This window comes from Bacteroides sp. AN502(2024), assembly GCF_041227145.1.
Lineage (GTDB): Bacteria > Bacteroidota > Bacteroidia > Bacteroidales > Bacteroidaceae > Bacteroides.
Genome location: NZ_JBGFSP010000003.1, coordinates 1,284,079 through 1,303,840 on the forward strand (window position 1 = coordinate 1,284,079; position 19,762 = coordinate 1,303,840).

At 41.8% G+C, this 19,762-nt stretch carries 8 protein-coding genes; all 8 read right to left on the reverse strand.

Annotated features, from left to right (window positions below; all coding sequences use genetic code 11):
- Positions 1-10 precede the first annotated feature (10 nt).
- Positions 11-907 (reverse strand): discoidin domain-containing protein, encoded by an 897-nt coding sequence (locus AB9N12_RS05115; protein ID WP_369890246.1) that lies wholly within the window; start codon positions 905-907, stop codon positions 11-13.
- Positions 908-934: 27 nt separating this feature from the next.
- Entirely contained in the window at positions 935-2,572 is a 1,638-nt protein-coding gene (locus AB9N12_RS05120; RefSeq protein ID WP_369890248.1) for a RagB/SusD family nutrient uptake outer membrane protein, read from the reverse strand.
- 27 nt (positions 2,573-2,599) lie between these two features.
- Positions 2,600-5,611 (reverse strand): SusC/RagA family TonB-linked outer membrane protein, encoded by a 3,012-nt coding sequence (locus AB9N12_RS05125; protein WP_369890250.1) that lies wholly within the window; start codon positions 5,609-5,611, stop codon positions 2,600-2,602.
- Positions 5,612-5,643: 32 nt separating this feature from the next.
- Positions 5,644-7,584, reverse strand: a complete 1,941-nt coding sequence (locus AB9N12_RS05130) for a RagB/SusD family nutrient uptake outer membrane protein (protein ID WP_369890252.1) — start codon at positions 7,582-7,584, stop codon at positions 5,644-5,646.
- A 6-nt stretch (positions 7,585-7,590) separates the two neighbouring features.
- Positions 7,591-10,722, reverse strand: coding sequence for a SusC/RagA family TonB-linked outer membrane protein (locus tag AB9N12_RS05135; RefSeq protein WP_369890254.1), 3,132 nt, complete (start codon positions 10,720-10,722; stop codon positions 7,591-7,593).
- A gap of 192 nt (positions 10,723-10,914) precedes the next feature.
- On the reverse strand, positions 10,915-15,066 hold the full coding sequence (locus AB9N12_RS05140; RefSeq protein ID WP_369890256.1) for a two-component regulator propeller domain-containing protein: 4,152 nt from the start codon (positions 15,064-15,066) through the stop codon (positions 10,915-10,917).
- Positions 15,067-15,310: 244 nt separating this feature from the next.
- Entirely contained in the window at positions 15,311-17,257 is a 1,947-nt protein-coding gene (locus tag AB9N12_RS05145) for a glycoside hydrolase family 97 protein (protein WP_369892810.1), read from the reverse strand.
- 35 nt (positions 17,258-17,292) lie between these two features.
- Positions 17,293-19,758 carry an alpha-L-arabinofuranosidase C-terminal domain-containing protein gene (locus AB9N12_RS05150; RefSeq protein WP_369890258.1) on the reverse strand — a complete coding sequence of 822 codons (2,466 nt, stop codon included), beginning with the start codon at positions 19,756-19,758 and terminating at the stop codon, positions 17,293-17,295.
- Between the last annotated feature and the right edge of the window lie 4 nt (positions 19,759-19,762).

Below are 19,762 nucleotides of genomic sequence, written 5' to 3' on the forward strand. Positions count from 1 at the left end.
TCATGTTAAGTTAATCCAAAGGTACTGTTTCCGGATCATACGTCTCAATATCCACATCTAAAAAAGCAATCTCCCCTATATGAAAATATTTTTTATTCTGTGAGCTTGTCAACACATTGAAACGAAAGAATTTAAATTTCTTTCCCGGCATGACAAAATCAGACGCATATTTTGTCTGACGTTTTGCTGGCAATCCATTCAAAGTGGCAACCGTTTCCCAGTGTTCACCATCCGTACTAATTTGCAATTCTGCGGAAGTAGGAAACCCGTCTGAATTGCCAGTATCCCGCGTATAATATTCAAATGCAAAGTTTTCATGTTCTTCCTTCAAGTCGATCTGAATATAATGCGGCAGATCAACCAGCGGATTATGCCAATTGGTGTGGAAGAAAGAAGGATCCGCCGTTTTTCCATCTATCAAACGATCAAAATATCCCTCGTTCGCATCCGGATAATTACAAGACAATTGGTCTACCGTCAACGTAACCTGTGTACGAGATTTCTCCGTATATGATGCAGGCATCCTTCCCGACTTTGCTTTCAATTCCTGAATCGTTCCGCCCTCATGAACCGCATTAAAAGTCTGCAAATAAAAAGTATAGTCTCCGAAACGGGCACGCGTATTCTCTATCAACATTTCCGTTGTTCCTTTAGAAGCAATCTTACAAATATTCTTCTTTTGCAAAGGATCATAATAGCGAATCTGCATATAAGCATAATCACCTTCCGGTGCTTTCCAATTCAGTTTAATCTGTCCCGGCAAAGCCTCTGACCGGACAGTCGAAAGCTCAACAGCGGCAGGAGCTCCCCCTCCTGCAACCGTTTCAAATTCTTCAAAGTTCTTGTCACAGCCAACCATTCCCAGCAAAGCAAAGGCTGTAATCATATAGCTAACATTCAACTTCATAATCTTTATCTTTTTCATTAATTAAACTTACCATCCCGGATTCTGGGTCAGATTCGAATTCTTACGCATTTCCGAAGCCGGAATCGGGAAGAGATACATTTTATCATCCCAAACCAATGTTTTATTTTTCTTTTCATAACGAAAACTTCCATCCGCATTTTGGGTAATCTCCATACGCACGATATTAGTGAAACCACCTTCTTTCCAACGGCGGACATCCCAAAAACGATGCTGTTCAAAAGCCAGTTCTACCATTCTTTCTTTTTTATAACGTTCCCAGAAATCAGCATTAGAAATATTATCCGGGAAATCCGGCATTTGTACATCCGAACGCTGCCGTACCTTATTGACCGCAGCGCAAGCCGACATTCTAAATTCATTATCCGTACCGCCAGCTGTTCCCAAATAGCGGTAAACCGCTTCTGCATAGTTCAGATAAAATTCTCCCAAACGGAATATAACCCAGTTATGCCGTTTGCCTCCACTACCACTCTCCGCACTGATATCAGTAGAGGCATCCAAATACTTTTTCAAATAATAACCGGTAGGTGTGGCATACGGAAGAGGTAGCCCGTTCTTACCGCCAATAAACGTTTCCAACGGGTCAGGATTCGTATTCGGCCATTTATCACCATTACAAGCGATAGTCATACCGAAACGCGGATCTTTATCTCCATTATCCTTAGATTCATAAGCATCCACCAATGTCTGCGTCGGACAGTTTCCAGAACTGGCATTTTCCATTCCCACCGGAAAGTTTATATATTCAGGACCATTTGTATCTCCAATACGACGGACAAAAATCATTTCAGAAGCTTGATGATTATTAGTGCCCCAAATATCCGTATATTTTCCGAGCCGAATGCCATTAGCCATACAATAATCGATGACAGCTTTATTGGCTGCAGCAGCTTCGTGCCATAATTCTTTGTTTTCTCCGCCACTAAACAACTTGCTTGCTCTATACAATGCGGCACGGGCTTTCAAAGCCAAAGCTGTTCCTCGCGTCACACGACCGGCTTCCGGATTGGAACCGCCCGCAGCATCATTGTCCAAAGCAGAATAAGAAACAGGCAATTCCGGTGCTACTACATCGCATTCGCTAATGATAAAATCAAATATTTCCGATGCCGGAGTACGTGAAAGAGAGTTAGCTTCATCCTCTGTCAACACATTCACCGTGAAAGGCACATCACCATACGCACGAACCAGTAAGAAATAGTAATACGCCCGTAGCAAACGAACTTCGTATTGATAACGGTTAAACCTGTTCATTTGAGCTTCATAATCTTGTGCATAGCGTAAATCATAAAAATCAAGGTCTTTACTTTCTTTCAGATAATAATTGGCTGCACGAATACCGGAATAATACCCCCATAAAGATTTAGGATTCAATGCACTCCAAGCACCGTTCGTATAGTCAAGAACAGATGAATAAGTGACAGCCATTTCCGCTTCATCACAAGCGGAAGCATATGAAGTAAGGCTCGGCAAATCAGAGTCCAAATAACTGTAGACATTATTCACAAATCCTGCCGTACGGGAGAAGTCCGAGAAAACATAATTTTTGTCATATGATGTGTACTCATGATAATCCATCTTATCGTTGCAAGCCGACATCACCGCTATACAAGCTATTCCTAAGTATATATTTTTCAATTTCATAGTTTCATTCTTTTTATAACGTAAACGTTAAAATCCAACCGACAAACCTACATGAACAGAACGCGTAGCAGGATAAGAGCCACTCATCGCTTCCGGATCCAGTTGCTCAATGCTATCGAAACAAAGTAAATCAACTCCTCTTACATATACTTTTGCATTCTTCATCCAAAATTTACTCAACCAAGATGCAGGAAGTTTGTAGTACACTTCACAATTACGCAACTTCAAAAAAGAACGGTCGGCCAGCCACAAAGAACTCGTTTGTTGGTTGTTTTCGATAGTTTCCGTTGTCAGTCTCGGGAAACGGGCACTCGGTGATTCCGGTGTCCAGTGATTCTGATAAACATAATTAGAAATCGTTGAATTACCTACCAGTGGGTGATAGTAGGTTCCAGACAAAATTGCCGTATAATTCCCTACTCCCTGGAATTGTGCGCTAAAGCCTAACCCTCTCCATTCCAGACCGAAATTAAACGAATAATACGTTTCCGGACATGTGCTGTTATACCCCATCGCTACTCTATCATCCGAATTAATTACGTTATCACCGTTCATATCCTTGTATTTGATATCTCCGGCCTTGACTGGTCCGAATTGCTGCGGCAAACTATTGTTTATATCTGCCTGATCTACAAAATACCCACTAGCCTGCAATCCGAAAATTTGTCCAACCGGATGTCCCGTAGAGCGCGTATAATCATAAGCAGCAGGTTCTTCCAGCATCTCTATGATTTTGCTCCGGTTGTAAGTGAACGTTCCTCCTAAATTTAATTTCACGTCACCAATTTTTTTATTATAATTGGCACCGATTTCCATCCCCTTGCTATCTACAATACCCGCATTTACATAAGGACTCGTTGCACCGAGCACTGCCGAATTCTGTCCGGCTGAACTGACCCAAATATCCGAACGTCTTTCATAAAAACCATCCACAGTCAAAATCAACCCCTTAAACAAAGTAGCATCCACACCTACGTTGTATTTATAAGCCTTCTCTGTTGTTCCGTTAACAGAAGCCAGACGACCTTCCTGCCAACCACTGTCACCACCGAAATTATTATTGATAGGATAGCCGCTTCCTCCTCCTACCGTCTCATTCCAATAACCATTAGTCGGTATATTATCCGTATTCAACATACCGAATGAAGCTCGTAATTTCAGGAAATCGACTACACTCTGATTCTGCATGAACTTTTCATTAGAAAGGACCCATGCCAACCCAACTGTAGGAGACACATTCCAACGATGATCCGGTGCCAGTAAATTAGAAGCGGAAGCCATCAATGTGAAATCTGCGAAATAACGATTTTTAAAACCATAATGGGTATACCATCCGGCATTCTGATGATAGAACGTGTTGTTAATGCCTTTAGCATTATCATATTTATACGCATAAAGCAGCATGGAATACAAGCTGTGCGCACCAAACTGACGTTGCCAATCTACATTCAACTGAAAGTTAAAGGCGCGGTATTGCCAGTCTAGTTTGCTATCACCGGACATTTCCGTATCTTTTCCTCCCGTTGTTTCCTCTCCTGCCACCGGCAGTCCGTTGTTCCAAGAAGCGACAGATGCCATACCATATTTATATCCCTTTGTATGATTCTCCCAATAAGAAGCGAGATTATCATATCCCATACGGACAGAAACTCCTAATCCCTTGGTCAGAGAAGACAAATCCTGCCGCAAAGACATATCAGCGTATAATCCCCGGGTATGTCCTTTGGAGTATGCACGTCCTTCGGTCAATGCTACCGGGTTCCAATTCTCACCCCAAGTGGTATTTCCACCCCACAAACCACTTTCTGTACGGATAGGAAAAGCTGCAGAAGGCAATGAATACAACTTGCTTATCAGATTGTCACTTCCCATTCCCGGACGACTGAATTCATTCAATATCCCTACAATATTAGCCTGCATCTTTGTTCTCGGAGACAAATCAATATCCAAATTGGTCCGGAAGTTAGCTTTAGAATACTTTTCCTGAGTGGAATAATCGTCATTAGCATCAAAGTTCTTGATAAATCCACGGTTATTCTGCAAATTCATCATCGTATAATAACGCATCTTGGTAGATCCACCACGGAAACTCAATGTAGCAATATCCGAAGCTCCCCGATCACGAAAAACTTCTTTCCACCAATCCACATTCGGATAAAGATAAGGAGAAGTGCCATTCTTGAATACATTCAGCTCATCCTGTGAATAACGAACCTGCTTGCCATCATTCATCAAAGCCTCATTCAGAGCAGAAGCATAGGTATAAGCATCTGCCATTTCAGGCTTACGTATCATATAATTGAAAGCATGATCATAAGAGAAGTTAATCTCACGCGTGTTGTATTTACCTCGTTTGGTAACGATATTAACGACACCGTTCACTCCCTTATAACCGTAGAGAGCCACAGCTGCCGCATCACGAAGAACACTGACAGATTCCACCTCTTCCGGTGTGATATATTTCAACACTTGCCAGTTATTATCGCGTTCCAGCCCATCGACCACCAATAAAATGCCATTATTATTCAAGGTTTTCAAACCGCGGATATACATTGACGGCATCTGTTCCCATACGACACCGGAACTTTGCATGGTAGTCAGTCCTAATACATTTCCATATAAGGAGTTCCCAATCGAAAAAGCCGAGCTTTTTTCAATATCCTCCGCATATACGGTAGAGACGGCACCGGTAGACTCTACATGGGTTTGCTGTAAGCCAAATCCATAATTCACTTTTTCTGAAGAGTAATCCACAACAATGGTCAAATTCAAATTGTTTTCCACGTTCACCTTTTTTATCGCATCATTGCCGGTTTGTACGATCAAGCGATTTCCTTTCACTGCAATGATATCAAAAAGCCCATTTTTATCTGTTGTAGCCTTCACTAAGGGATTCCCTTCAATCGAAACCAAAGCTCCCGCTATCGGTCTTCCTTTCTTGTCAAGTACCCTCCCGGTCACACTTTCCTCACTTTGTGCCCATCCGCTCAGGGTGACACAAGCGAATATCGCTAAAGCTAATATCTTATATTTCTTCATTTTATTCTATGATTAATCGTAGTTATTCCACATTAATTCCATCCAGGATTTTGAGTCAATCCGTATTTTTTGTTCACTTCTGATGGTGGGAATGCAGATAAATACCATTTCGGGCTGAAATTACTCCACCACGCACGAGCAGGATTCACCAACGGGAATGCCTCATAAGTGAATTTCGTCGGTTTAGGATAAATACTGCTGTTTCCCGTACTTCCGGACCAAGGCGTATTTCCTCCCCCGTCATTTCTATAAATCTTCAATCCATGCAGCTGTTTTCTGAAAAGATCTTCCCTCTTATATCGTATCATGTCAAACAGACGAACATCTTCCAGTCCCAATTCACAAGCGCGTTCCCGAAGAATTTCTTCCAATAAAGCATCGGCATCAGTCGTCAGATTCTTATCCGGATTACAAGCAACCAAGTCACCTAAACCGACACGGGCACGTACTTTATTAACCTGCTCGATAGCTCCTGTCAAGTCATTTTTAGATTTAAGCAACGCCTCTGCATAAATCAGATACATTTCCGCCAAACGCAAATATGGCCATTGCAGATACTTATCTTTCAACGAATTGATGCCTTCTTTGTAAAATTTGTAACATCCGAAGCCAGTTGCATATTTGCCTGTTTCTTTTTCCGTATCATTGATATTATCACGCCCCCCAATCCATAACTCGGCAGCATGATCGCCAAACTGCGTTCCATTCACTAGCATTGTTTCATACAAGCGCGGGTCACGAATCGGTTGGTTATAATCATTATCCGTATAGAAAGGATTGGTATCCGCATCTAACTGAAAAGGCTTTCCATCCTTCATCGGGAACATTTCCATAAATTCCAGTGTAGGAGTTAACCCACCTGTATCAACCGTTCCGTTACCACTCTTAACAAAAAGATACTGCCAGTCATCCCATGAATTAAATTTGCCAAAACGAGAGATGTGTGTAGAAATCAACAGCTCCTTATTATTCTCGCGGGTAAAATAAGCCTTATTATACGCATTTCTATAACCTTTAGGCGTAGCCTCTGTTGCCTGTGTCAATTCATAATATCCTTTTGTCTTAAGTTCCGTAAAGAAATCAACACAAGCCTGCCAGCACTGCTCCCACAATTCAGGTTTGTAAGCGCCATACCACACCTGATGGTTTGTTACGGCATCTTGCGGTGCTTCCGTACAATAAGGAACGCTGCTATTAAACAACGGGCTGGCTGCAAACAAAAGAATCTTACACTTCAATCCCATAGCCGATGCTCTGGTAAAACGTCCTTGCCAGTTCGTATCATCTGCATCCAGACTCCACGGAAGCTGAGGGGTGTCAGCAGCCTCATCCAAAAGTCTGACCATATATTCCACTGTTTCTGCCACCGTAGCACGAGGCAATTCATAGGAAGGCTGTATATCATAAGTTTCCTTAATTAAAGGAAGTCCTCCGAAATGGCGAAACAAATCAAAATAACGAGATGCTACAATCACTTTAGCTTCCGCCGTCAATCGTTTTTTCTCCTCATCCTCCATATCCGGCACTTTATCGACGTTCTCTATAAACAACCATGCAGCACGAATTGCCTCCCAGCAATTTTCTTTGGTATATCCGAAACGTGTATCATCGCTACTATCTTCGTCACCGGCTTTATAAGAGCCGGAATAATACTTACGGTTCACTCCGTTCCAGTCCGTATGACTATGCCAGCAATCGGACATCATTTCAAAAATTCCGGTATTCATTTTCCCGTCCACCGTATTCCAATATACAGGAAGTGCGTAATACAGTTTGGCATAAGTATCCCACAAGAAAGCACGGGCATACGTAGCTTTTCCGAAAATTGTATCTTGCGTTACCGCTACTCCCGGAGCTTTCTCCAGGAAGCTATCTCCAAATTTTACCTGATCAACACAAGAAGAAGCAAACAAAGCTACTCCTGCAAATGCCGCTACAAACCATTTATTAAGATGTTTCATCATATTATTCATAAAGCATTAGAATCCAAATTTCAATCCAATATTAAACACACGTGTCAAAGGATAATTGGGGCGGGAACTCTGACGTGATTCCGGATCTCCATATTTGAATCCGGTAAAAGTGAGCAAATTATATCCGTTTACGTACAACCGGCAGTTATCCATCTTCAGCTTCTTCATGAAAGGGAAATTAAAATTGTAACCGATCTCCACACTTTTCAAACGTAAATAACTGGCATTAATCAAATACAGATCGGATGTTAGCAAATAGTTATTACTAGCATGCAGACTGGATGCACGCGGGAACTTAGCCGTGAATGTATCCGCGGATGAACGCCACGTCGTTTCATACTGATAAAGCAACAATCCTTTTTCACTCGTATCCCCCAATGGATGTCTGAACTCATCCAACATACGGTCCACATTCCACGCACCCGTCCATTGCATGGAAAAATCAAAATTCTTCCAACTAAACCCGGCATTCAATCCAGCAGTGTATTCCGGCATATCCGTATATCCTATATCGCGCGTCGCATCATTGGAGTTTATTTCACCATCGGAATTCAGGTCTACATAAACACAATCCCCCGGTACCAATGTAATGCCATGATTGGCAATCGGACGTCCAAACTCTTCTTGATAACGTATATCCGCTGTTTCATCATAGAAGCCCCAGAACTTATACATTGAACGGGAACCGATTCTACGTCCGGTCTCATACATCCAAGGTTCGTTATGATCCACCTCATTCTTGTAAACAATTTTATTCCTTGAGAAAGAAACATTAAAGTTTGCCCAATATCTAAAATCATTCTTCAACGTCTCATTCCACTTCAACTGCACTTCAAATCCCCGGTTCAATGTTTCTCCAACGTTCACAGAAGGAAGCGACATTCCTAAAATGCTAGGTAAATAATCAGGTTTAGACAAGATATCGCTACGGTCTTCCCTGAAATAGTCTAAAGAGACCGTCAAACGTTCAGATAAGAAAGTAGCATCCAATCCATAATTCTGTTTCACAGCTGTTTCCCACTTGGCATCCGGATTAGAACGGCTGACCTCACTGGCACCGGGCATTTTATTTCCTACGTTCTGTCCGAAATAATATCCACCACTACCATATTGATAAGAGTCAGGCAAGTATAAGAATCGTTGTGACACGTCATTACCCACCATTCCTACAGAAGCACGCAGCTTCAAATAATTCACTACATTTTTAATCGGCTGAAAGAACGATTCCTCGCTTACAACCCAGCCCAACGAACCTGCCGGAAAGAAACCATACCGATTTCCCGGACGAAAGTTTTCCGAGCCATTGTAACCCGCATTAAATTCCGCCATATAGCGAGTTTTCCAGTCATAAGTCACACGTCCCACCAAACCTACATATCCGGTAGGGATATCAGAGTACTCTGATGGATAATACTTCTTCGACTGATTATAGAGCAACAATGCCGTCACATTGTGATCACCAAACTTACGAGCATAATTCAATGCCAATTCCATATACCAATTGCGCGCTTTGGAAAAGCCGTTGTCAGGTTCCTCATAACTCAATTGAGAATCGGTTCCATACTTACGAAGAGAAATAGAACCATCGGCATTTGCAACAGGGGTATAATAAGCCTTAGATGAACTTGCTTTTTTTGTATTGGCATATTCCGAATTATAAGCTCCTTTCAGTTTTACGGATAATCCTTTGGTAATGAAATCCAGCTTTTGATTCAACGCAAGGTCCACATTCAGCACATTGGTGGTCCTTGTCTGAAAGCCCTTTCCATAATAAGAATTCAATCCGTCTGCCCCCGTAAAAGGGAGAATTTCCGAATTGGACACAATCCGCTCACCGTTTACAATACCTGCACCTGCAAAAGGAACTGCCCAATAAAGCTCACGGAACAATTGATTCTGGTCTTGACCAGATTCCGGAGTGCGTTTGGTATCTATACGACCGCCAATATTAACCGAAAGCAAGGTTGTTTTCGTTACATCAAAGTCCAGATTGGCACGATAATTATACCGCTTATAATCAAAATTAAAATCATCTGTCGCATTAAACTGTTTGAACATACCTCCCTGTGTAAACAAACCAGCTGAAACAAAATACTTCATATTGCTGGTTCCACCGGATATATTCACATTATGTTGAGACTGAAAAGCAGCTTTATTCATACAATAATCAATCCAATTGATATCTGGATACAGCAACGGATTAGAATGATTTCGGAACGTTTCCAATTGTTCATCGCTGAAAGTAGCCACTCCGCCATCATTCACTTTCATCATATTATAATAGGAAGCGTACTGATAAGAATTAGCAAACTCCAGCTCTTTCGTCCGCACATTAACACCCGCTGACGTGGAGAAAGAAACTTTCGCCTTTCCTTCCACGCCACGTTTGGTTGTAATCAGAATAACACCATTGGCACCACGCACACCGAATACAGCCGTAGCCGAAGCATCTTTCAACACAGTCACGCTTTCAATTTCATTCGGGTCAATTTGTGAGAAGTCACGCTCTACTCCATCTACCTGAATCAACGGCTTCGCATTGTTCCATGTAGCAACACCACGTACATAAATATCCGCCGCATCCGCTCCCGGCTCACCAGAATACTGTACGGAAGAAATACCAGTGATCTGTCCGGATAGCACATTGGATAAAGACCCTGCTGGGGTTTTCAGCAAATCATCCCCTTTCATCGAGGAGATAGCTCCCGTGATAGACACCTTTTTCTGTACCCCATAAGCCACTACCTGAACCTCTCCTAAGGTCTGTGCGTCTTCTTCTAAAACTATATTCAAACTAATACCTTGTTTAACGATTACCGTTTTTTCTTTATAACCAATAAAACTGACTTTCACTTTCGCACCTGAACTTGCAGAAAGAGAAAAATGCCCGTCTATATCAGTAATGGTTCCCATCGTAGTTCCTACGACCGTCACATTAGCACCAATCACAGGCTCCCCATTGGTATCGACCACCGTACCCGTTACTTTTAAATTTTGTTGAGTCACCTCGGGCATAGGAATCTCATCTCCATACCCTTTCAGAGGAATCAAAAGAAACAAAAACAACGAGAATGCTATTGGAAACAACCGGCATTTCTTTCTCGCTTGTCTTTCATGGAATTGCTTTTGTCTTTCCATCTAGTATAAATATTAAGATTAAACATTAAGTGAACTATCGATCCTTCTGCGATCTCAGCAGAAAAATCAATGCAAATGTAAAAAGCCCCCTGTCTACAAGGCTCCAATAATACTTATCTTAGGATGAATTTTAATTACTCCACCAAATTGAATGATAATTCGACCTATATAAAAAGCAACTATTTCCCTCTTTTATTTGGCAGTATCTGTCAAAAAGCGTTCAATATACTCAGAAGGCAACATCCCGAACTCCTTCTTAAAACAAGAACTGAAATATTTCGGATCGTTAAACCCGACCGCATAAGCCAATTCGGAAATACGGATATTACTACCTTTTTCCTCCATGATCCGACAAGCGGATTTCAAACGGACATTGCGAATAAAAGCAGAAGTGTTCAATCCGGTCAAAGATTTGAGCTTCTTATACAAGGTAGACTTACTTGTTTTCATTTCATCGGCAAACTGCGGCTGATCGAATTCGGCATCTTCCAGATGTCCATTCACACAATCAATAGCTCGTTGCAGGAAATCCTCATCCAAACTTGTATAATTTAAATCTTTCAATTCAAAAACCAACTGATGTTTGAAATCACGCCCCACTCCTTCCTTATGTTTCAACAAATTACGGATACGTGCATAAAATACAGACAAACTAAATGGTTTACTGATAAAAGCATCCGCTCCCACTTCATAAGCCTCCGCCCGATCTTCTTCCTTATTCTTAGCAGTCAACAATATCACAGGAATATGACTAATCTCCAGATTACTCTTCACATATTTACAAAATTCTATTCCGTCCATTTCAGGCATCATCACATCAGACACAATCAAATCTATATCCTCATTTTCCAGTACTATAATTCCTTCCTTCCCGTTTTCTGCAGTAAATACATTATATTCACGCTTCAACAGTCTCATCATAAGTTGCAGTAACTCTTCATTATCTTCTATCACCAGCACCGAATGTTTCTTTTTCTCTATTGCCGGCTCCTCAATTGTCTGCTCATCTTCCTCATCAACGAAAATTGACATCTTCCGTACCGATACAATAGTTTCTTCATCAATCTGATCCTCCCTGAAATAAGAACGATCAATAGGAATACAAACGATAAACTCCGCTCCTTGTCCGGTTTCACTCTGTACCGAAATTGTTCCTTCGTGCAATTCAACCAGATCTTTTGTCAACGACAGTCCGATTCCTGTTCCAATTGTGTTGAACTTACGATAATCTCCTTCATAAAAACGCTGGAAAAGAGTTTTTTGTTTCTCCTCCGATATGCCTTTTCCGTTATCTTTCACTTTCAGTAATACATGGTCCCTGTCTTCCGCATACGACAAAGTAACCTGTATGAAACCACCTTCTTCCGTATATTTAGCCGCATTAGACAACAAATTATACAGAATCTTATCCAACTTATCCGTATCAAAATAGCCCATGATTGAATCCGGATTGCATAATACCGAAAAATGTATCTTCGATTTCTTTATCAAAGGCTGAAAACCTTCCGCTTCCTTCCTCACAAATGCAGCTATATCTCCAAAAGAAACCCGAAGTTTTAAATTCCCAGTTTCCGCTTTACGAAATTCCAAAATCTGTTGCAACAAGCGTATCAACCGATGGACATTAGTGTACATCACTGTATACAGTTCAGTATACCGAGGAACCTGCGCTTTCAGTTCGTCCACCGTAGCAGAAATTATAGTAAGCGGTGTTAACAATTCATGAGTTATATTGGTAAAGAATTGCAATTTGGCATGATTCAATTCTTCCGCTTTCATTTTTTCCATTTCGCGCACCCGAAGTTCATTTTGCAACAAAATGCGATTCCGCGTAATCCGGAACAGCCAGAAAACCATTCCGGCTACAAACAATACATATAAGACATACGCCCACCAAGTAGCCCAAAATGGAGGAAGCACCACCACAGTCAGTTCGCGGACATAGCCGCTCCAAATTCCATTTTCATTGGTTGCCTTCAAACGGAATGTATAAGTACCGCTTTTCAAATTATTATAATATGCGAAACGTCGGTCAGCATTTGTATACACCCAATCTTCATCAAATCCGTCTAATCGATAGGCATATCGATTCTGTTCTGGATTTTTATACGTAAGTGTAGCAAACTCGATACTAAAATTATTATATGGATAAGGTAATTCTATTTTCTGTGTAAAAGACGGAGTAAACTGTGATATCCTCCGCTGTATGTCCAATGGCAACAAAGTTATGGAACGGTTAAATATCTTAATATCAGTAATAGCAACCGACACCTCTCTCGGCTTTTCTTCCATATCTTCCGGTCTGAAGCTGTTATATCCTCTATAACCTCCAAAAAATAATTCCCCATCACGACTGCAGGCAGAACGGGAAATAAAGAAATTTCCTTGTAATCCATCCACTTCAGTATATACACGAACCACCGCATCCTGTCCCATCGATTGTACACCGAGCTTCACTAATCCTGCATTGGTCCCTAACCACAAGTTGCCACTCTTATCTTCTTCAATACTGCCCACCATATCACCGGGAATATTATATTCCTTGTTTTTTGCATCAAAGCAATCATTCTTACAGTCATAAAGATAAAGACCTCCTCCATCTGTTCCAACCCACAGACGTTCGCTCTTGTCTTTATAAAGACATAATGCATTGTTTGTCACTAATAACCCGTTGTAAAAACTATAATTGACATATTTTAAAGTGGAGGGCTGATGAATATCTCCCAAAATATGAATCAATCCGTAGTTTGAGGTAGCTATCCACACACTGTTTTCACCATCAGCGATGATATCACGCACATAAACCCAATCCAGCTGTTTCTTGTCTGCAAACGTCATGGGACCGAACAAAAAACTCTTCCCGTTAGCCAACAATACTCCCAGACTGCCACGGGTTCCTACCCAACAGTTACCATGCTTGTCTTCATAAAGTGCAGAAACACAAGAATTGCCCAAAAATGTGCAATTGTCTACCTTCAGATTTTTAACTTTCTGACCCTTTCGATAAATAAAAATTCCCCCATCATAAGTACCAAACCAAATCTCTCCTCCATTCCGTCGTTGCATCACAGAATACACAGTAGGGATAGTCATTCCTGCGAATTCCGGTATTTGTGAATGAGACTTCAGTTTATCGGTCTCCGCTTCAAGGCAAGCCAATCCATACGTACCTATTCCCATCCAAATATTGCGTTCGGAATCAGTAAACAATGCACGTACAGAAGTAACAGGTATGTCATTATCCGCGAAATCCAAGCAATGAGAAGCAAACATGGGTTGACTGGTATCAGCTGCCAGCACACCCCCACCTATAGAACCAAGCCACATCATTCCTGTCTTATCGCGCAGAACAGTATTGATTTCATCGCAAAAAATGTAATGGGAAGAACCGCTGGATTTGTAATTAATGAAGCGACCGGAAGCATCTTTATCCATAATACTCAATCCACTACGTGTTCCGATCCACAATGTTCCGGTATTCAGATCTTCACTTATATCATATACAATATCATCAGACAAACTTGTATCATCTCCTGCCTTATGCCGATAATTCACGTAAGATACCATCTTTAGATTTTTCGGGTTATCAAGTCTAAAAAGCCCGCAACTCCAACTACCTACCCAAATATTTTTATTCGTATCTTCGTAAATAACATGTGCGGAATTACGTTCATTAATGGCAGGGTAAGCATAAAATTTTCCAGTAGAGGGAACGTATCTATACAAACCTGAGGACCAAGTACCTATCCACAAATCTCCCTCTGAATCTTCCAACAACGATTTAATAGCGGTATTATCCAACACCCCTCCGGTCAGTTCCCGATTATAAACCACAAACGAATCTTCTTTAGCATCATATTTACACAATCCGGAATCCGTACCCAACCAAACAGAGTGGTCACGCATCACCAACAAACAAGATATTACATTGTTGGGAATAGTAGGGGATAGTATTTTCTTTATTGCACCGGTTTTCTTATTCAATATGTTCAAGCCTTCCTGCGTACCTATCCACAAATTATGCTCATAATCATCTGCCAAACAAAGGATATTGTTATTAGTCAACAATCCAGGAGTATAGAGATTTGACTTATACAAGACCGTTTCATAACCGTCATATTGATAAAAGCCATAACGGCTTGCCAGCCAAATAAATCCATCTTTATCCTGATATATTTTTTGTATTTCGTCCGATTGCAAGTTATTTAAGGCTGGGAATTGCCTGAATTTCAGATTAGTAACAAGATAATCTTCTGATGCAAAAAGTGAAGCAGAAAATTGTATAGAAAATACGAGTAAAATTAAATTTTTAATTATAAGCTCTACGTATCGTTTATTCTTCATAAAATATCATAATTTTAAGGGTTACAAAAATAAGCACTTTTGCTCACTTAATGAGAGAATTATGATTTTTTATCTGTTTTCAAGCCATCACCTATCAGAAGACTCGAAATACAGGGAATGGAACACATCTTTTTCAATTTTACCAATACAGACTTCACCTTTCATAATCCCCTGCTTATCAGCATTAGAAGATGAAGGATAGCTGCAACAGATTGCTCTCAGGCGATAACCGCAACAAAGCAGACTACTTGTTTACTAATACAGCACCTCCCTGCGGAAGAATTTCCAGCTGCATTTTTCCCTTTTCTTTTATTTTCAAAGGTGCAAGCTGTGGTTCTCCTTTCTTATCATCCTTATACAAGGAGATTGTCTTTCCGGCAAACATATCCAAATCAAGTTTCAATTTCAGCGGTTCTTTCCCGGCATTTATGGCCACCACATACCAGGTGTCACCGTGACGACGTGCCAAGACCACATATTTCCCCGGATATCCGTCAATGAAACGCGTCTCATCCCACGTGGTAGGAACCGTTTTCATATAGTCCATACAAACAGGAGAAACATCTTTCAGATTGTTGGGAGCAAGTGCAAAATTCTGAACCGGATTCTGGAATAATACTGCAGTAGCTAATTGAAATATATCAGTCGTACGGCGGGTAGTCCCTCCGTCATTGTTGCGATTCAGTCGTTTGTTCAGAAAACAACCGCCGAATTCCATGCAGCCCACCGTATTGCGAATAAACGGATGCAGACAGGCATTGAACGCCTCTTCATCACAGAAGTGCTGGCCGAAAACCATATTTTCGGAGGCCAGCACAGCCTCGCTGCCTACATAGTTCGGGTACATACGTTCCCATCCGCGAGGGATGGTACAACCGTGAAAGATGACCATCAGACCATGATCATCGGCATCACTCAAAATTTCTTCATACAGGCGCATCGTTTCTTGCTTATCGCCACCAAAGAAATCGACTTTGATTCCTTTCACTCCAAGGCTCTGCAACCATTTCATTTCACGTTTGCGGATAATGGCATTGTCCATGTGATTCACCGGTCCCTGCTCAATATCATTCCAATAGCCGGAAGAGCTATACCATAAGAAAAGTTCCACTCCTTTACTTCGTGCATATTCTATCAAAGATTTCATGCGGTCACGACCGATATTCGTATTCCACCAGTTATCGATCAAGGCATACTCATACCCCATTGCAGCTGCAAAATCAATATAGCGCACCTGATCGTCATAGTTGATACTACCATCCTGCCAGAGAATCCAGCTCCATGTGCCACGTCCGAAACGATAGTCATGCTTCGTTTCATAAAGAGGACGTACGACATCCCAGATAACGGTTGTCTCCACAATCGGTTTCAAGGTTTCGCCCACAGTTATAGTACGCCAGGGAGTAGCACCGGGAAGGGCAAACGCCGGAGCAGAAGTTCCGTTACCGTTATTTTCTTCTGCCATCGGGAAAGCAACCGTATACAGATTGCCTTCGCTTACATCACTCAGACGAGAACCGCAATAACGGCTGTCCACACCCGTTTCGCTGACTAACACCCAACCCTCATCACCGATACGGAACAGACAAGGGAACGTATAGCCATTCCCGTACTGGGAACGGTCACTCATAGGAGCGTCTACCTTATACTCTTCCTCATAACTGGGCTTTGTACGTTTCCAACCTATCATGGCATCGCTTTGCGGACATAAGAAAGTGGTTGTTTGTTGCGGAAAGCGAAAGCCGGTTTCTTCGATAGTTACCGTAACACTTCCTTTTCCATCCTGACGCGGAAGAATATATCGGAAAGCGACATCATTGTTACTTACACGAAAAACAACGTCCATCTTCTGCCCTTCCGGATTCTCAAAATTACAAATCAGTTCATTTGCCTGATAGTGTACTTTGGAGGTTTTAATACGGTCTTGATGATAGACAGTATCAATAGGAATAACAGCGTGTCCTGCCAGTTTCATCCCTTTTGCGAAGTCACCGATATTCGTGTTCATACCCAAAGGAGATTTCTCCAACATTGTCTTTCCATTGTAGGTAATCGAATAACTCGGTTTTTCGGCTGGAGAAGCTGATACAACCAATTGCAGTTTTTCATCCGGCCCTTTCACTGCTACCTCCTGTGCCATCAGAGAAGTCAGACAGCAACCAGCCAGCAGGGTACTTATTATCTTCTTCATATTATCTATGTCGTTATTATCTTCACCTTTTTCTTTCATTTCTCATTTGCCTTCTTTATGCGGATCACCGTAAAAGAATAGGCAGGTAATTGGTAGTCAAACTTTTCTGCTACTTCCATCGTGTCTTCAACAGGTAGCGGAGTATCTGCCGGTTTACCAGTCAGTACAGTTCTTTTTGCAAAAGACTGTATAGCACCGATTCCTGAAAGATTGACATTCGTATTCACCTCTACAGGAAGTAAATTGACCAGCTTCACAATCACATCGCCACTTGCAGAGTCACGGACAATAGAAGAAGCTATGCGTTTCCGCACTTGATCATCTCTATTATCAAGAGTGATCTGCGACGGCAAATATTCGTTACCGGCATTCTGCCCGTAGAGTTTCTGAACATAATATCCGGTGGTAGGTTTTACTTCCCGGTTATTGAAGTAAATCAAATCCGGATTCCACTGGGTATGTCCTTCTTTAGCGAAAAGAGGGGCATAGGAAGCCATGTGCACAACATCGCCATTACGTTCCAAGGCAGCAAGATAAAGAGCTTCTGTCAATGCTGTTTCGATATTCGCCTTTCGCCCCGGTATGTGAGTTGCATATTCCCCCAGATATACTTTTGTCTTTTTCGAACGATCGTATTTGTCGTAGAAATCCTGGTTATTCAAGAACCATCCCGGGGTTTGGTAATAATGTTCGTCGACCATCGGAACACCCAGTTTGTCCGCCAACTTCCACCCTTCCACGTAGTCTGTACCCTCATTGAACGGTCCCACTGTTCCGACAACAATCATTTCTGGATATTTTTCTTTGATGGCATTGAAGATCATCGTGAAACGTTCTTCGAAAATATCAGTGATAAGATCTTCATTTCCGATACCTATGTATTTCAGGTTGAATGGTTTCGGATGACCCGCTTCGGCACGTACCTTTCCCCACTTAGTTTTCTTAGCGTCACCGTTTGCCCATTCTATCAGATCAAGAATATCCTGAATATAAGCTCCCATTTCGCTCATCGGGATACCACCTTGCTGTCCTCCTCTCAAGTCACCATGACAGGCAGAGTTCTGACAAGGAACACCGGCCGCCAGCACTGGAAGCGGTTCCGCACCAATATCTTCGCAAAACTGGAAATATTCAAAATAACCCAGTCCCATACTTTGATGATACCCCCAAAGGTTACGCTGTGCTTTTCTTGCTTCCAACGGGCCTATTGTATTTTTCCATTGATAAATGTTCTTCAAGCCATCACCGTGAGCCACACAGCCACCAGGAAAACGGATAAAACGGGGATGAATGTCAGCCAACACTTGAGCCAAATCTTTGCGAACCCCATTCTTACGTCCTTTAAATGTATTTTGTGGGAATAGAGAAATCATATCCAGATTCAATTCACCAACAGATTGAGGAATGATTTCGAGATGAGTGTCTGCAGTAGCTTTAGCAATTATCACTGCTTTATATGTTTTCCATTGGCGGGAAGATACTGTTAGAGAAGTTTCTCCACACACATTTCCTTTTCCATCTACCAAACGAACCTGCAATTTATTCGATTTACCTTGCGAAACCCGGGCGAAGATGGAAAAATCATATTTCTCTCCGGTGTTCAGCGCGATGCCATCAAAACCTGTATTTTCTAATGCAGCTCCCGGTTGTTCTACATTCAACACGGCATAATGTGGGTTATTGAAATGAATAGGATCGCTAGTATCAATAGTGAAAGTGGTTTTCTCTCCTTTCAGTGTCCAGGAATGAGTACAGTTCCAGTTCTTATCTCCTTCCCTGTCCGAAGGGTCGTACTCGAAGGCACGGTTTTGGATAAGCTCCGCATAGAGCCCTCCGTCTGCCGAATAATTGATGTCTTCAAAAAAAGCGCCCAGCAGTACATCACTAATAGCTTTTGAGCCTTCCGGTTGTACAGTGACCGTTGCGTTTACAGGTTTCAAACCGGCAAAACGTTCTCCATCCTGTACCGGACGCTCCCCGTGTAATGAGTTCCGATATTGATTCCAGCCATAATTTTTATCCAATCCATCCACTAAGGCCCAAGCTACCCGGTTGATATTCCCTTTCTGCTCTTCTCCGGTAACAATAGCTTTCACTCTTACTCCGTCAAAATCCTGTGTAGTACGGGGATATTTCTGACTGGTCCAATGGATTAAATCCTTGGAAGTAGCCTGGCCGTATCCATCACGGTCATTCAGTTTCCAGGTGCAAATCCATTCGCCATCAGGCGATTGTTTCAAATAAGGATCGAGCATTTTCTTCTGTGATCCCCAACGGCTATAATCGCACCGGAGATATCCGTAGTTCCTGCCAATTTCAAACCAGTTTTCTTTATCCGTACTCCAGGCAAAACGGAGTCCGCTGCGTCCGTCATCTCCGGAAGTTGCAAAAGAAAACAGATAAACCGAATCAGGTATACTCGTCATTTCTTTGATTGCAGCTAAAGTAATTTGTTGAAACGAGAAAAACAAGACAATTAAAAAGAGGGATAATTTTCTCATGATA

Bases quoted from the DNA above. Each gene is read 5' to 3' on its own strand.
- AB9N12_RS05135 (WP_369890254.1), bottom strand. From the start codon at position 10,722: ATGGAAAGACAAAAGCAATTCCATGAAAGACAAGCGAGAAAGAAATGC.
- AB9N12_RS05145 (WP_369892810.1), bottom strand. From the start codon at position 17,257: ATGAAGAAGATAATAAGTACCCTGCTGGCTGGTTGCTGTCTGACTTCT.
- AB9N12_RS05140 (WP_369890256.1), bottom strand. From the start codon at position 15,066: ATGAAGAATAAACGATACGTAGAGCTTATAATTAAAAATTTAATTTTA.
- AB9N12_RS05125 (WP_369890250.1), bottom strand. From the start codon at position 5,611: ATGAAGAAATATAAGATATTAGCTTTAGCGATATTCGCTTGTGTCACC.
- AB9N12_RS05120 (WP_369890248.1), bottom strand. From the start codon at position 2,572: ATGAAATTGAAAAATATATACTTAGGAATAGCTTGTATAGCGGTGATG.
- AB9N12_RS05115 (WP_369890246.1), bottom strand. From the start codon at position 907: ATGAAGTTGAATGTTAGCTATATGATTACAGCCTTTGCTTTGCTGGGA.
- AB9N12_RS05150 (WP_369890258.1), bottom strand. From the start codon at position 19,758: ATGAGAAAATTATCCCTCTTTTTAATTGTCTTGTTTTTCTCGTTTCAA.
- AB9N12_RS05130 (WP_369890252.1), bottom strand. From the start codon at position 7,584: ATGAATAATATGATGAAACATCTTAATAAATGGTTTGTAGCGGCATTT.